The organism is Allobosea sp. FBZP-16, from assembly GCF_002831785.1.
Lineage (GTDB): Bacteria > Pseudomonadota > Alphaproteobacteria > Rhizobiales > Beijerinckiaceae > Allobosea > Allobosea lupini.
In genome coordinates, this window is record NZ_LNCQ01000050.1 from 48,028 (window position 1) to 63,309 (window position 15,282).

The window sequence follows — 15,282 nt, forward strand, 5'->3', positions numbered from 1 at the left end:
CCATGAAACCCACCACCCCCGCGCTCGCCGCGCATCTCGCCGGAGAGGTGACCACGCTTGCGACCTGCTGGCGGCTCGAACGGGCCGATGGCTGGGTTCGCGGCTTCACCGACCATGACCGCGAGCTTGTCGTCGATGGGCTGACCTATGTGGCGTCCACGGGCTTCCTGCCGTCCGCGATCAAGACTGCCTCCGATCTCTCCGTCGACAATCTCGATGTCGACGGCTTTCTCGACGATGCGGCGCTCAGGGCCGAGGACCTGATTGCCGGGCTGTTCGACGGCGCGCGGATCGAGGTCTTCATCGTCAACTGGGCAGACCTTGGCCAGGGGCGGCTCCTGCTGCGCAAGGGGTTTCTCGGCGAGATCAAGCGCGCCGATCAGCGCTTCTCCGCCGAGATCCGGGGCTTGTCGAACCAGCTCGCACAGACTGCCGGCAAGCTCTACTCGCGCCTGTGCCGCGTCGACCTCGGATCGAGCGAATGCGGCGTGGCGCTCGGCCCGCGCACCGACACCTATGCCGTGACACAGGTGATCGCCGCTGACACGGTGCGGATCGTCACCGCGCGCGCCACGGGCTTCTTCACCTTCGGCAAGGCGACCTTCACGACCGGCGCCAATGCGGGCGCGGTCAACGAGGTGCTCCTGCATGACGGCCAGACCATCCGGCTGTTCGTGCAGATGCCGCGACCCATCGTGGTCGGCGACCAGATTGTGCTCGTCGCCGGTTGCGACAAGACGCCTGAGACCTGCAACGCCAAGTTCGCCAACATCCTGAACTTCAGGGGCGAGCCGCATATTCCGGGGAACGACAAGGTGTTCTCCTATCCGGTGCGCGCATGACCGCCTTCACGCGTGCCGCCCTCATCGCCGAGGCGCGCACATGGATCGGCACGCCCTGGCATCACCAGGCGGCGGTGAAGGGCGCGGGCTGCGATTGCATCGGCTTCGTGCGCGGCGCGGCCGAGCCGTTCATCGGGGCCATCTCCCAGCCGATGAACTATGCCGCGACCTGGCCGCTCTACCGGGCCGAGGAACGGTTGCGCGACGAGATGGCGGCCCATGCCGCCGAGATCGACATCGCCGATGCCTTGCCCGGCGACATCCTGCTGTTCGGCGTCGGCAAGGGCCCGGCGCATCACTGCGGGTTCCTCAGTGAGGAGAACCGCCTGCTGCATTGCTACCGCGAGGCCGGCGCGGTCGTCGAACAGGACCTGACCGGGTTCTGGATCGAGAAGACCCGCGCCGCCTTCCGCCTGCCGGGCATCGCCTGATGGCGCGCATCGTCCTGACCGTCGCGGGCAATGTGATCGGCAATCTGCTGCTGCCCGGCCTAGGCGCTGCCATTGGCGGGGCGATCGGCGCCTATGTTGGCGGCATGGTTGACAGCCAGCTGTTCGGCGATGGCGCACGCAACAATGTCGTCACCGGCCCGCGCCTGCAGGATCTGCGCGTGCAGTCATCCGGCTACGGCTCGGTGATCCCGCGCGTCTATGGCAAGGCCAGGCTCTCCGGCAACGTGATCTGGATGCGCGGCTTCGACGAGGAGACGCGGACCCAGACTCAGACGGTCGGCGGCGGCGGCAAGGGCGGCGGTGGCGGGGGCCGGCAGACCACCACGACGGTCACCTACGTCTATTTCTGCGATGTCGCGGTGGCGCTGTGTGAAGGGCCGATCACCGGTACGGCCAAGATGTTCGCCGACGGCAACGCCATCGGCTCCGAGCACTATGCCGCGCGGCGTGTCTATCTCGGCGACGCCACCCAATCGGCGGACCCGCTGATCGCGGCGACCGAGGGCCTCGCGCCCGCCTATCGTGGCCTTGCCTATGTGGTGCTGGAACGCTTCGCCATCACGCCCTTCGGCAACCGCCTGCCGAACTTCTCGTTCGAACTCACCGCCTGAAGGTCCGATCCAGGCAGACATTCGTGGCTTCGCCAACGAATGCTGCCTGGATTCCCTAGTTGATGCAGGCTCTTATCCGAAAACCGGTAAGGGCCACTTTTCGGGAGCCTGCATAGTGGCGCAACTCGTCCTGACCGTTGCCGGCGCATGGGCGGGCAACGCCATCGGCGGCGGGCTTGGCCAGGCGGCGGGCGCTATGCTGGGGTCCTATCTCGGCGCGGCGATCGAGCAGGACCTGTTCGGCCCCGGCCCCGCGGCCGTCAACAGGAGCGAGGGCGCGCGCGTCACCGATCTGCAGGTCTCGGGTTCCGCCTATGGCCAGCCGATCCCGAGGGTCTGGGGACGCGGACGGATCGCAGCCAACATCATCTGGGTGCGCGGCATCAAGGAGACCGCGATCACCGAAACCGAGACCACGGGCGGTGGCGGCAAGGGTGGCGCGAGCCGTGGCGGTCGCCGCCAAACCACGGTGCGCACGCGCTACGAATACTCGGCCGACATCCTGCTCGGCGTCTGCGAAGGCCCGGTCACGGCGGTCTACCGGATCTGGGTCAACAACACGATGCTCGATCCCGAGCATGTCGGCGCGATCCGGGTCGGCTATGGCGAGGAGAGCCAGCCGGCTGATCCGCTGGTGGCGGCGGTGGAAGGCGCTGGCCGGACGCCCGCCCATCGCGGACTCGTCACGGTCATGCTGGAGGACTTCAAGCTCACGCCGTTCGGGAACCGTTTTCCGAACTTCGAGGTCGAGATCTACCGGGGCTCGGACGATCCCGGCAATGCGCGCCACCTCGTCGAGGGCGTCTGCCTGATCCCGGCCTCGGGCGAGTTCGTCACCGACACGGACATCGTGCGCAAGGTCGGTCACGGCTCCGCGACGTCGCAGGCGGCGATCAACGCCAACACCGGCACGAAGCGCTCGGACTTCCTCGTCTCGGTCGACAATCTGAAGCGCGAACTGCCGAACGTCGAATGGATCAACTTCGTCTACGCCTGGTTCGGCACGTCGATCGACGTTGCGACATGCGATCTCGTGCCCAGATGCGAGTACGCGCAAGGCCAATCCGGCGCATTCGGGGCCGAGACCGCGCCGCATCTCTGGTCGGTCGCGGGCGGCGGAAGATCAGTCTGGCCGGTCGTCACCTCCTACACGCTCCCCAACGGACAATCGGCCCTGTCCTATGGTGGTACGATCAGCGACGGTTCCGTGATCCGGGCTGTTCAGGAGCTGAAGGCGCGCGGCTACAAGGTCCTCTTCTATCCCTTCATCATGATGGACATTCCGCCGCCCGATCCGGCGCCATTCCCCTGGCGCGGCAGGATCACCGGCGCTGCGGCCGATGTTGCCGGGTTCTTCACGCGACCGGCGGGGTATCTGCGCTTCATCCGCCACTGCATGACGCTCTGCGAGCAGGCCGGCGGCGTCGACGCCTTCGCCGTCGGCTCGGAGATGGTTGGCCTCAACCGCATCCGGGACGGAAGCGGAGCCTATCCGGCCGTGCCGTTCTGGCGGCAGATCGCGGCGGAAGCCAAGACCCGACTTGGCACAAACTGTTCTGTCACCTACGCCGCCGATTGGTCGGAATACCGCTACCATGATCGCGGCGGCGCCAACGTCGACTTCCCGCTCGACGCGCTCTGGGCCGACAGCAACATCGATGCGGTCGGGATCGACGCCTACTTCCCCGTCACCGACACCGACCGCTCGCTGACCGATCCTGCCGTGATTGGAGCAGGCTGGGGCTCGGGCGAACTGACCAGCTACTTCTATGCGAGCGAGGCCGATCGGGATCTGCCCGGGCGCGGCGCCAACCGCGTCCAGTCGCCGATCACCGAACCGTTCTGGGCGCTCAAGGACCTGCGCTGGTGGTGGGACAACGCCCACACGCCGCGTATCGCAGGGGCGCCGACGGGACCGGCGAGCCCCTGGACGCCGCGCATGAAGCCGATCTGGCTCACGGAGTACGGCTTCCCGTCGGTGCATTGCGCGCCGAACCGCCCGAACGTCTTCGTCGATCCGAAATCCGCCGAGAGCTTCTACCCCTGGTACTCGAACCGCTCGGTTGACCGCGTGGTCCAGCGCGTCGCGATCAAGGGCACCGAGGATTGGTGGCGCGATCCGGCGAACAATCCGCTCGACGGCCAGGGGCGGCGGATGGTCGGGCCGCGCTTCCTCTGGTGCTGGGACGCGCGGCCTTACCCGTTCTTCCCGTCGCTGAAACGGGTCTGGCAGGACGGCGACAATTACCGCCTCGGCCATTGGGTTCAGGGAAAGATCGGCAACATGCAGCTCTCCGAGATCGTGCGCGATCTGTGCATTCGCGCCGGGCTTTCCAATGCCGACATCGATGTGACGAGCCTCACCGACGAGGTCTCGGGCTATGTCGTCTCGGAGCGCAAGTCGCTGCGCGAGATGATCTCCGTCCTGCAGACCGCGTTCTTCTTCGACGCGGTGGAGAGCGGCGGGGTGCTGCGCTTCGTCAAGCGCGGCGGCGGAACCATCGTCGCCATCGACGCCAATGATCTCGGCGCGGCGGAAGGCGACGGCGACCGGGCGCGCATCCGCATCGAGCGCGCGCAGGATGTCGAGCTGCCGATTTCGATCGACGTGGTGCATCTCGACGAGGCGCGCGATTACCAGAGCTCGACCGTCACGGGCCGGCGCCAGCTCGGCACCTCGCGCAGCGTGACCACCTTCTCGCTGCCGCTGATCCTCTCGGTCGAGGAAGCCCAGACCATCGCCCAGCGCGCGCTCCGGGAGATCTGGCAGGGTCGCGTCACGCTCGAGGCCAAGCTGCCGACCCGGGCCATTCGCATCGATCCGACCGATGTGATCGAAGTGCCGGTCGATGGCGCGATCCGCCGCTTCCGGGTGACGTCCGTGACCTATGGCAAGCCGGGGCTCGTGCTGGTGCGCGGCGTCGCGACCGATGGCGACCTGCCGCAGTTCGTCACCGTCCCGACCGGATCGGGCGACCTGCAACCGAACGTGCCGGACACCGCCTCGCCGACGCGGGTCGAACTCATGGACCTGCCGTTGCTGACAGAAGCCGAGGCAGGCGAAGCGACCTCGTTCTATATGGCGGCATGCTCGCTCGGCGGCGCGCCGTTCCGCGGCGTCTCGCTGTTCCGGCCCACGGCGGACGGGCTCGACTACACGGTCTCCGGGGCCGCCGACGTCGCCTCGGTGATCGGCGACACCGTGACCGCGCTGGCGCCGGGACCGGCGCATGTCTGGGACAATGGCAACACGGTCGAGGTGCAACTCGCCTTCGGCTCGCTCGAAAGCCTGCCCGATACGCGGATCCTCGATGGCGCCAACGGCGCGCTGATCAATGGCGAGATCATCCAGTTCGCCAACGCGGTGCTGATCGGGCCGGGACGCTACAGGCTCTCGCGGCTTCTGCGGGGGCGGCTCGGGACGGAGCACAGGATCGCGACACATCCGATCGGCTCGCGCTTCGTGCTGCTCGATCCCGGCCGGCTTGAACGCCCGACCTTCTCGGCTTCCAGCATTGGCCTCGCCATCGCCTGGCGGTTTGCACCCGTCCCGCAGGGGCCGACCGGGGACCAGTCCGGACAGATCAGCTTCGCAAATGGAGGCGAGGCCCTGAAGCCATGGTCACCTGCGCATGTGCGGGGCGCGCGCAATGGCGCGGGCGATCTCACGATCAGCTGGGTCCGCCGCACCCGCTACGGCGGGTGGTGGCGCGACCTCACGGACATTCCCCTCAACGAAGAGACCGAGCGCTACGAGGTCGACGTGATGAACGGCGCGACGGTCCTGCGCACGCTTGCCGCTTCCGCGCCTGCCGCGATCTACACCGGCGCCCAGCAGGTCGCGGATTTCGGGTCGGCGCAGGCGAGCGTCACCGTCCGCGTCGTCCAGCTCTCGACCGCGATCGGGCGCGGCACGCCGGCCCTGGCGACGATCTGACCCCGATCATCTGACACCGTCAATCCGATCCCGAAAACTGACCAAGGCGCTCTGACCGCGACGCCTTGAAGGAGCCGTCATGACCACACCGAACCTTGGGCTTCCCTTCATCCTGCAGGGGCAGGCGCAGAAGGAGGTCACCCACAACGAAGCGCTGATCCGGCTCGATGCGCTCGTGCACGGCAGCGTGCGCAGCCGGACCCTGGCAACCCCGCCCGGCTCGCCCGTCAACGGCGAGCGCTGGATCGTGCCTTCCGGCGCGACCGGCGCATGGGCTGGGCAGACGGGCCGGATCGCCCACTGGAACGTCAATGCCTGGGCGTTCTACGTGCCGCTGACTGGCTGGCGCTATCACGTCGAGGACGAGCGGCTCACGGTCGTCTGGGCAGATGGTGACTGGCGCGATCGCATCGTCGGCACGCCCAATGGCGGCGCGATCCGGCTCGTGGCGCTTGAGCAAGAACTCGTTCTGACCGGCGCCTTCGTCGACACGACAACCGCGGTGATCGCCGACCGCATGATCGTGCTGGCGGTCGCCTCGTGCACGACCTTGGCCATCACCGGCGCGACCTCCTACGGCGTCGGTGTGGCTGGCAACACCAGCCAGTTCGGCGGCTCACTCGGCATCGCGCTCGGTTCGAACAACATCGGCGTGATCGGCCCGACCGCCTTCTACGCCAACACGCCGATCCGGGTGACGGCGGCCGGCGGCAACTTCACTGCAGGCCGCGTGCGCATCGTCCTCTACGCGCTCGCCTTCACCGCGCCGACCGCGTGATCTGAAGCCCAACATCCAGGAGATTTCCATGAAGAAGGAACTGCTCTGGCCGAGTGCGCCAGGCGGCGTCGCTGACGTGCCCGGCGGAACGGCTGGATTTGTGCGCGGCGCTGCCCTGCAGGACCAGGATGGCCGCGTCGCACCGATGGTCAGCATTCTCGGCGCGCCCACGAAGTTTCGCGACGCCTTCGAGGCCTTCGACACGACCACGCGCTGGAACGCCGTCCAGATCGCGCCCGGAGACATCGTGCAGGTCGACGGCAATGTCGCGGGCGCGAGCTACCTGGTGATCTCCAAGGATCCACTCTCCGAGGCAAGCGAAACCATCATCGAAACGCTCGATCGCTTCACCATGCCGGTACGCGTCGCAGCAGGTATTTCACTATCGCAGCGGATCAACGGCCAGGAGTTCGCCTTCGAACTCGTCTCGACCGATGATTGGCAGGGCGCAGTGCCTCTTACGCCCGCGAGCCCTGTCGTCATCGCTTCAATCTCCCAAGCGACCACGACGCTCAACGTCACGACCGCCGCGCCGCATGGGCTCAGGATCGGCGAGCGCGTCTCGATCTTCGGCGTCCCCGACAGTCGCCTGAACTATTCCTGCCTGACGGTGGCTACCACGCCAACACCCACGAGCTTCACTGCCACGGCCGGGCCACAGGGGACGATCCCCTCGGTGACGGTCGGGCCGTTCACCAGCGGCTCGATCATCAAGGCCGATCCATTGGGCTATGCCCGCAATGGATCGAGTCTCGTCTTCGAGGGGACGACAGCGACGAGCGAGAGCTATTATGTTCGCTCCGAGGGAGGCGATGCTCTGCCTTCCGGCACGATCGCAGGCAATCACGCGGCCGCCTTTTCGGTGTCGACGGCTGCCACCCAGCTGGTCGCGGCAGCAGGCGCTTATGCGTTCGCACCTGCGGCCTTGTTCGAGATCCTGCCTCAGCTTGAAAAGGTCACCTTCAGCGGCTCGCCAATCGACAGTGCAGGCGCAATCTCGGCAATGTTCAAACGCTCGCAGGTCGTTCCCAATCCTGCGCGGGACTACAAGTTGCGCCTGCGCGCGAAAAACCACCGGTCTCTGTCTCGCCCCGTCGGCAGGATCGTCTCGGCGGCCAAGGCGGGTTCGGCGACGGTGACCATCACCTTCGACCAGCCGCACGGACTGACGGTCGCCGATCTCGTGACGGTCCACGGCATCCGCGATCAGGTGAACTTCGCCAATCTGGCGACCCCGACCGCCGTCGCCAGCGTGCCCAACGCCACGACGATCACGATTCCCATCGGCGCGTCGGCGACCGCGACATCCATTGGCGGCGTCGTCTTCCGCGTGAATGGCGGTGTGTTCGGAGCCCCCATCGGCCAGGTCGCGCAATCGGTCGCCCGAACCACGAATGTGCTGACGGTCACCGGTTCGGCCGCCTGGTCCGGACTGCAGATCGGCCAGTACGTCAATCTGCATGGCGTGCGCGACGCCGTGTCCGGAGCCGATCTCGGGCTCGACGGACCGTGGCGCGTGCGCGACGTCGCAACGACCACGCTCGTTCTCGAACCCATCGGAGCAGCACCGACAGGCGCCGATATCGCCACGACGAACTGCGGCGGCGCGGTCCTGCCGCGTACCGATTTCCGGGTGCACTTCATCCGCGTCATGGAGTTCACGCGGCTCATCACCGAATCCATCGGCGGCTTCGGACGGGCCGACCAGATGGATGCCGCCCCGGTCCTCGTCACCAATGCCGTCTCGGCCGTCACCGTCACCGGCGGCGTGGCGCAGGACGCTGTCGCGGGCAACCCGGTCGGGATCGGCGCGCGCGCCGCCAACGTCAACCAGGCGGCGATGTCCGCGACCGGCGATCTCGTGCATCTGATGGCGACGATGATCGGGGCACTCGTCAACAAGCCGTTCTCGATCCCCGAGGCCGACTGGACCTACGCGCCAGTCGGCGTGATCGCCAACACGGCGGATGTCGTGATCGCCGCGGCGGCCGGCGCCGGCATCCGCCGCTATGTCACCGCGATCCAGGTCATCAACACCAACGCGGTCGCGACCGAGTTCGTGATCAAGGACGGCGCCACGGTGATCTGGCGCGTCTGGCTTCCCGCCGGCATGACGACGCCGTGGGACATCGACTTCCCCACGCCGCTTCGCTCCAGCGCCAATGCGGCGCTCAATGCCGCCGCCATCACCAGCGGCGCCAGCATCTATCTCGACGCGCAGGGCTACACCGCGCCCTGAACCGCCCGTGACTTGGGCTTTGGCCACAGGCGCGCGCACGGCGCGATGGCCGCGCCGTCGCATGTCTGGCGCACCCGCATTCGACTTGGCCACACGGCGCGCCCTGTGCGCCACCTCGGGCCAACCCGAAAACCAGAGGAAGACACCATGCCCGCAATAGCTGCGGCGGCGGTCACCGTCGCCCCTGAAACCTTGACCATCACCTGGCTGGTCGCGGGCGGGATCATCGCCGAACTCCTGATCCTGATCGTCTTCCTCGTCCGGGTGGCCTGGTGGCTCTCGCACCGCTTCACGCTGATCGATGCGACCCTTGCCGCGAACGCCAAGGAGATCGTCGCGCTCAAGGCCGACGTTTCCAACGACATCGCCGGGCGAAAGGTCGTCGCCGAGGCCCGCACCGACATCGCCCAGATCAAGGCGACGCTTGCCGAATTCCGCGAGCGCATCGACCGCCTCGAAAGCCACGAGGACGGGCGCAAGCACGCCTGATCCGCCGCCCTCAACCCAATCGCAACCCGACCGAAAGCCCGCCCCCAACAGCAATCCGGAACGGATTGCGGCCCGCAATCCTATGCCGGGCTTCGTCGTTTCAGCCGCCCGCGAGCAGCGGAAGTGGAACGCGGTTCCGCGTCCGTGAGCGGGCAACCTTAAGGGACATCGCAATGCTGCCTGCCCAATACCGCTGGCTCGAAGCCGAGCCCGGCCCGCGCATGATGGTCGAGGCTCTGAAGCAATACGGCACCCTCGAAGCGCCCGGCGCCGCCGACAATCCCAAGATCATCGGCTGGCAGGCGGAACTCGAAGCCGCCGGTCTCGGCCGTGTCTATGCCGGCGTCTATCGCCACGACGCGATCCCGTGGTGCGGCCTGTTCATGGCCATCGTCGCCCACCGCGCCAACATCGAACGGCGCCCCGAGCGCAATCCGCCGCGCTTCTATCTCTCGGCGCTCGAATGGGAGGCGTTCGGCACGTCGGTTCCGAAGGGCGCTGCGGCGCTGGGCGACGTGCTCGTCTTCAAGCGCAAGGGCGGCGGGCATGTCGGCCTCTATGTCGGCCACGACGCCTCGGCCTTCCACGTTCTCGGCGGCAATCAACAGAACCGCGTCTCGATCACCCGGCTGTCGCGCAACCGGCTCGTGGCGGTGCGCCGTCCGGCCTACCGCGCCCAGCCCACGAACGTCCGCCCGATCCCTCTCGCTGCGAGCGGAAGCCTCTCCGTCAACGAGGCGTGATCCAACTCAAACCTTGGAGTTTTCCATGAACGCCGTTCTTCAGTTCGGTGCGGGCTACCGCACCTACATCATCGCCGCCGTGCTCGTGCTGGTCGTCATCGTCGAGGAGGGCCTCGGCATCGATGTACCGGGCGTCGATGTCGGTTCCGACTGGCTCACCCATGTGCTCGCCGCGCTCGGCCTCGGCACGCTGCGGGCCGGGATCACCGGGGCGCACAAGTGACCGGCTGGTTCGCATTCGCCCTCATCGTCGCGGTGGTCATCGCCACCGCGGCGATCTTCGCCGCTGGCCGCAAGGCGGGCGCCGCCGAGGCGGCGAAAGCCCGTGAGGCCGAACTCAAATCTCTAAAGGAGGCTTCCGATGCCAAGGACCGGATGCTCGACGCGGCAGCTCGCCGTCCTCGTGATCGCAGCGATCTCGCTGACCGCCTGCGCGACGGCCACTTCTGAACCTCGCACGGCTACCGTCTGTCCGCCGGTTGTTGAGTATAGCCAAGAGCTCCAGGCGCGCGCAGCCGACGAGCTCGATCTGCTGCCGGATGGGTCGGCGATCGCCGAAATGCTCTCCGACTACAGCGTCATGCGGGATCAGGCTCGGGCGTGCTCTCAGTAATCTGAGAAATATAGTTGTCTTGATGTTGACCACACTAAACCTTTAGCCCCGCCCATCTGACCATAACACTCCCGGCCAGCATGCTCATGCCAATCGCGAGGAGTAAAGGACCAGCGAATTCCTCTGCAACAATGCCCGATGTCGAGGAAGCCGACAGCAGCATCAGGCTGAATTCTCCTCCGTGGGCCAGAATGATCCCAGTCCTCCATGCGGTCTGAAGCGACTCGCCGAATATTCGGGCGACGACCAAAACAATCAGCGTCTTGCCCGCGAAAATGATCGCGAGCCAGCTCAGCACGACTGGCCACGCATACGGGATGATCCAAAGTGGCAATTGCGTTCCGATGCCGACGAAGAATATCCCGACAAACAAATCGCGGAAAGGCCGTATCTCGTTCTCGACAGCATGGCGCGCGTCTCCCTCGCCGATGATCATGCCGGCCGCGAATGCGGCGAGTGCCGGAGAAAGGCCGGCGGTGGCCGCGACAATCGCAGACCCTAGTGCAATGGTGAGCGCGAGAAGCTGGGCAAGTTCCGGATCGCCACGCGACGCTACCCAACGGGCCAGCAACTGCAACGGGCCACGGGCAATGAACAGGGCTGCAACCAATGCCGTTGCACTGGCGACGACCGTTATGACGCCATACCCTTCGACGGCTCCACTCATCGAATCGTGCAGAAGCAGGAATGCGACAGCTGCCAAGTCTTGAAACAGAAGCACCGCAATGGCCAGGCGTCCTTGGGCCGATCCCAGAGCATTCGCGCTTGCGAGCACCTTGAGGCACATGGCCGTGGATGACATGGCAACGGCCCCGCCGATGAGGATTGCGGGGACGGGCGCGAGATCGAAGATCAGAGTCGCTATCAACGACACCGTTATCGTCGTGACTGCAACCTGCACGGCTCCAAGACCGAAGACATGCTTCCTGAGCCTTACGAGCTTCTCGAACGAGAAGTCCAGGCCAAGCGCGAACAGCAGCAGCGCCACTCCGATCTCACCAATGCTGCTAAGGGCAGCGTTTTCGGCAATCAGGTCGAGGCCGGCGGGTCCAATGACTATACCGGCAAGAATGTAACCGACAATGCTGGGCACGCCAATCCGTGAACATATCGTCACGAGCACTAACGCGGCAAAGACCAACAAGGCCGCACTCTCGACAAATCCGGTCACGCCATGCATGTTCTTCTCCTGATGGCATGGCGCAGGGAAGGCCGCTACCTGTAACCTCTAGACGTGCGAGCGCGCCCACTGCGCTATCTGCGCGGCAGGCATTGCACCGCTCGTCCTCGCGATTTCCTTGCCGCTCCTGAACAGGATCATGGTGGGAATGCCGCGGATCCCGTAGCGGCCGGCAATCTGCTGTTCGGCCTCGGTGTCGAGCTTGCCCAGGCGGACATGGGGTTCGAGCGAGCGCGCCGCCGCCTCGAACTGGGGCGCCATCATCTTGCATGGCCCGCACCACTCGGCCCAGAAATCGACCAGCATTGGCAGTTCGGCATTCGCATGGCGGTCAAAATTAGCCGCGGTGAGCATGACGGGCATGCCTTGAAAGAGAGGCGCGCCGCAGCGTCCGCAATTGGGGTTGTCGCTCAGGCGCTCTTGCGGCACCCTGTTGGTGGAATTGCACTGCAGGCAAGCGACCGTGGGCATCCTGTATCCTTTCGTTGACGAGCCGGGCTCGGCGGCCGAATGACGCAAGCGTTCAGCGCGTGGATATGGCGCGGCGGGCCTCTCGCTGCCGCGGCTCGGGCAGGTATTCCACGCCACCGCCCTGGCGCCGAACCGGCTGCGGATAGAGCGTCATCAGCTCCAGTATTTCCTTGGGCATGTCCGTTCCAACGGGCAGGCCCATGTCGCGGGCCTCATCGGCAGAGATGGGATAGTCGTGGGTCCAGGTGCCTGTCGCCAGCTTTGCCGCCAGCGCCGCCGCGCGGTCCTCGTCCATCTTGTCGGACAAAAGACGCTTCGCGAACGCCTCGATCTGCGCAATGGCCTTGCGACCGACGTCGGCCATGATGAGAGTCTGGTCGTCGATCTCGGCGATGGGTTTCTCCTCGACGACTTTGAGGAGCGAGGCGGCCGGCAACTGGCCAAGTTGCGGATCGACGGGTCCCAGCACGGAATGTTCGCACATCACGATTTCGTCGGCGGCGAGGGCGATCAGCGTGCCGCCCGACATCGCGTAATGCGGCACGAACACGGTGACCTTGCCCTTGTGGCCCTTAATGGCCCGAGCGATCTGGGTCGCCGCCAGCACAAGGCCGCCCGGTGTATGCAGCACGATGTCGAGTGGCACTTCATCGTCGGTCATCTGGATCGCGCGCAGGACTTCCTCCGAATCATTGACGTCGATGTAGCGCATCAAGGGAAATCCCAGCAGGTTCATCGTCTCCTGCCGATGGATCAGCAGGATGACGCGACTGGCACGCTTCTTCTCGATGTTGGCGATCTTGCGTGTGCGCATCGCCTCAAGATATCTGCGCTGCAGAACCGGCTGCAGCGCCGAAATGATGAAGAACAGCCAGAAAAGCTGCATTATGTCCATGGACCCTGTCCTCCTTCCCGTCGGCCATCCGGCAGAAAGCCATAGATGCCCTCGTCGCGATAATAGTGGCGATAGACGTCGGCGCGCCTTCGCAGGAGTGGCGTTACAAGCCAACCGGCGAGAAACCCGCCGATATGCGCCCACCAGGCAACCCCGCCCGTGGCCGTATCGCTGCCGAGCGATAGGAAACCGGGAACGACCTGCATGAAGAACCAGATCATCGCGAAAATGACCGCGCGCACTTCGAAGAAGAGAGGAATGAACAGAATCGGCACGATCACCACCAGCCGAGCCGCCGGAAACATGCGTGCGTAGCAACCGATCACGCCCGCGATGGCCCCCGATGCGCCAAGCGCGGGAACGACTGAGTGGGGGTTCGCCAGCGCGTGAGCCAGTCCGGCCGCCACACCACAGAACAGATAGAACAGCGTGAATCTACTCGGTCCGAGCCGATCTTCGACGGCGGGGCCGAAGATCCAGAGCGTCCACATGTTCAAGATGAGGTGCAGCCAGCCCCCGTGCAGGAAGATGTTGGTCAGGAACGGGGTCCAGTCGGACGGGGCGACGAGGCTTAGTTCCCCGAAGAAGCGCGAGGGCACCAGCGCGAACTCGAACAGGAACCGGTCCAGCACGCGCGGCGGCAGGCTGATCTGATAGAGGAACGCGAGGACGTTCATGCCGATGACCGCCCATACGATGACGGGCGGGTAACGGCGCGCGACGCTGTCATGGTAGGGAAACAAGCGGCAAATCCTCCCTCGCGCTGGCCATTCCGTTCATTATTTTTTCCCGGCGATCGTCACGCCCGTCCAGGCTGGGGGATCGGAGGCCGGGAAGGATTCAAGACTGGCTTCGATAACCGGATCGAATTCCGCCTGGTCTTGCGACGACAGGTCCACCGAGCCTTCCTGATCGACTTCGCGCCGGAGTCGGTGGTCCGTGCGACCCCGATCCAGGCGGCACGGTATGCGAAAGGCGTTCGGGGCGTCGGCGCCCTTGTAGAGGCGATGCCGCTCCTCTCCCCGCCAGCGGTCAGGCGCATGCCGGTGAGCCACGTCCTCACGCACGAAATAGCGCCAGTCCTGGCGCTCCGCGAATTCGACTGCGCTTTCGCGGTCAGGGAATTTCAGCCGGAGCGGACGATAGGGATCGTCGCTGGAGGTATATCCCATCAGCGGCTCGATTTGGGGCGGGCGCGACGGTTCGAATTCCAGTATCCAGTCGTTGGGCCGCGGCGCCGACGTCATCGCGGAACGAGCCGGCCGGTAAATGATCGCGGTCGGAACGTCCCAAGACCTCATGGTGGTCCCGGGTATCGTCGGCGGAAAGGGTGGACGATTGTGTCCGCGCATCATGGTGCTTCCCCTCGGTTGTCCCCCAGAAAAGCGCGTTCCAGCCGAGCGCGATCCCGCAGGGGCTGTGGAATTCGCAACCTTCTCTGATGAGCACTCTCAAAAAGCGCATGAGCGGTATCGGAAGACTGACCTGAGTCACGCAGTTTATCGCGAAGATAATCGCGCGCCGACTGGACGATCCGGGTCACGTCGTCTTCGGGAATGCCGAGAACGGAGGAGGCTGTTTCAAGCGGGGTCTCGTTCAGATCGACAAGAAACAGAACCCGGCGCCAAAGTGCCGGCAGACCGGCGATCGCCCGGTGAAAGGCCAGCGCCTCCTGCCGTTTCGCGACCGCCGCTTCGGGGTCGTCCCCACCTTCGTCGGCGACGAGTTCCTCGAGCAGCAGCACGTCGTCGGGCTGGTAGAACTCGAACATCTCCTCATCAGCCTCGGTAGGCTCTCCGCCAGGCGCCTCGGGCGCTTCGTAGATCGAGGCGGCATCCTCGGGCACCGCGCGGCGCGCAGCCTGCGCCTCGGCCTCGACGGTCTCGAAGGCCAGCTGCGTCAGCCAGTCCCGGACGGAGAATTCGGTCGGCCGCCGCTCGAAGCGGTTGAGCCCGTTGAGGATCGTCGCATCGATGACCTGCCCCCCGGAAGTTCCCTCGTTCATAACGAGAGTCCTTGGGGTTGATAGTGG

The 15,282-nt window shown here is 65.7% G+C and carries 16 protein-coding genes; 10 read left to right on the forward strand and 6 right to left on the reverse strand.

The window, feature by feature from the left end; all coding sequences use genetic code 11:
- The first annotated feature begins 2 nt into the window (after nucleotides 1–2).
- From CXY91_RS25170 to CXY91_RS30385, 10 genes are all read left to right on the forward strand, one after another.
- Nucleotides 3–842, forward strand: a complete 840-nt coding sequence (locus CXY91_RS25170; RefSeq protein WP_100964389.1) for a DUF2163 domain-containing protein — start codon at nucleotides 3–5, stop codon at nucleotides 840–842.
- Nucleotides 839–1,273 (forward strand): NlpC/P60 family protein, encoded by a 435-nt coding sequence (locus CXY91_RS25175; protein ID WP_100964391.1) that lies wholly within the window; start codon nucleotides 839–841, stop codon nucleotides 1,271–1,273. The genes CXY91_RS25170 and CXY91_RS25175 overlap by 4 nt, the downstream gene beginning before the upstream one ends.
- The gene (locus CXY91_RS25180) at nucleotides 1,273–1,905 is read left to right on the forward strand and encodes a glycine zipper domain-containing protein (protein WP_100964393.1); all 633 of its coding nucleotides are present in this window, start codon (nucleotides 1,273–1,275) and stop codon (nucleotides 1,903–1,905) included. Before CXY91_RS25175 ends, CXY91_RS25180 begins: the two co-directional genes overlap by 1 nt.
- 115 nt (nucleotides 1,906–2,020) lie before the next feature.
- Nucleotides 2,021–5,842 (forward strand): baseplate multidomain protein megatron, encoded by a 3,822-nt coding sequence (locus CXY91_RS25185; RefSeq protein ID WP_100964394.1) that lies wholly within the window; start codon nucleotides 2,021–2,023, stop codon nucleotides 5,840–5,842.
- A 79-nt stretch (nucleotides 5,843–5,921) separates the two neighbouring features.
- Nucleotides 5,922–6,620 carry a DUF2793 domain-containing protein gene (locus CXY91_RS25190; RefSeq protein ID WP_100964396.1) on the forward strand — a complete coding sequence of 233 codons (699 nt, stop codon included), beginning with the start codon at nucleotides 5,922–5,924 and terminating at the stop codon, nucleotides 6,618–6,620.
- 28 nt (nucleotides 6,621–6,648) lie between these two features.
- Nucleotides 6,649–8,859, forward strand: a complete 2,211-nt coding sequence (locus CXY91_RS25195) for a hypothetical protein (RefSeq protein WP_100964398.1) — start codon at nucleotides 6,649–6,651, stop codon at nucleotides 8,857–8,859.
- 147 nt (nucleotides 8,860–9,006) lie between these two features.
- The gene (locus CXY91_RS25200) at nucleotides 9,007–9,348 is read left to right on the forward strand and encodes a hypothetical protein (protein WP_100964400.1); all 342 of its coding nucleotides are present in this window, start codon (nucleotides 9,007–9,009) and stop codon (nucleotides 9,346–9,348) included.
- 173 nt (nucleotides 9,349–9,521) lie between these two features.
- Nucleotides 9,522–10,091 (forward strand): TIGR02594 family protein, encoded by a 570-nt coding sequence (locus CXY91_RS25205; RefSeq protein WP_100964402.1) that lies wholly within the window; start codon nucleotides 9,522–9,524, stop codon nucleotides 10,089–10,091.
- 25 nt (nucleotides 10,092–10,116) lie between these two features.
- Nucleotides 10,117–10,314 (forward strand): hypothetical protein, encoded by a 198-nt coding sequence (locus CXY91_RS25210; RefSeq protein WP_100964404.1) that lies wholly within the window; start codon nucleotides 10,117–10,119, stop codon nucleotides 10,312–10,314.
- Entirely contained in the window at nucleotides 10,311–10,541 is a 231-nt protein-coding gene (locus tag CXY91_RS30385) for a hypothetical protein (protein ID WP_158673579.1), read from the forward strand. Before CXY91_RS25210 ends, CXY91_RS30385 begins: the two co-directional genes overlap by 4 nt.
- A 197-nt stretch (nucleotides 10,542–10,738) precedes the next feature.
- On the opposite strand, the gene CXY91_RS25220 is transcribed toward CXY91_RS30385, so the two are convergent.
- Genes CXY91_RS25220 through CXY91_RS25245 form a run of 6 tightly spaced genes read right to left on the reverse strand, consistent with a single transcriptional unit; the run spans nucleotide 10,739 to nucleotide 15,255 of the window.
- Nucleotides 10,739–11,884: a cation:proton antiporter domain-containing protein gene (locus tag CXY91_RS25220; RefSeq protein ID WP_100964408.1), complete on the reverse strand. Its 1,146-nt coding sequence runs from the start codon at nucleotides 11,882–11,884 to the stop codon at nucleotides 10,739–10,741.
- Between the two features lie 48 nt (nucleotides 11,885–11,932).
- Entirely contained in the window at nucleotides 11,933–12,355 is a 423-nt protein-coding gene (gene trxC / locus CXY91_RS25225; RefSeq protein ID WP_024845967.1) for a thioredoxin TrxC, read from the reverse strand.
- Nucleotides 12,356–12,407: 52 nt separating this feature from the next.
- Nucleotides 12,408–13,250, reverse strand: a complete 843-nt coding sequence (locus CXY91_RS25230) for an SDH family Clp fold serine proteinase (protein ID WP_024845968.1) — start codon at nucleotides 13,248–13,250, stop codon at nucleotides 12,408–12,410.
- Nucleotides 13,241–13,993 (reverse strand): rhomboid family intramembrane serine protease, encoded by a 753-nt coding sequence (locus tag CXY91_RS25235; RefSeq protein WP_100964410.1) that lies wholly within the window; start codon nucleotides 13,991–13,993, stop codon nucleotides 13,241–13,243. The genes CXY91_RS25230 and CXY91_RS25235 overlap by 10 nt, the downstream gene beginning before the upstream one ends.
- Nucleotides 13,994–14,029: 36 nt before the next feature.
- Nucleotides 14,030–14,605 (reverse strand): NADH dehydrogenase ubiquinone Fe-S protein 4, encoded by a 576-nt coding sequence (locus tag CXY91_RS25240; protein ID WP_349236607.1) that lies wholly within the window; start codon nucleotides 14,603–14,605, stop codon nucleotides 14,030–14,032.
- Nucleotides 14,602–15,255, reverse strand: a complete 654-nt coding sequence (locus CXY91_RS25245; protein WP_248307635.1) for an RNA polymerase sigma factor — start codon at nucleotides 15,253–15,255, stop codon at nucleotides 14,602–14,604. The genes CXY91_RS25240 and CXY91_RS25245 overlap by 4 nt, the downstream gene beginning before the upstream one ends.
- Between the last annotated feature and the right edge of the window lie 27 nt (nucleotides 15,256–15,282).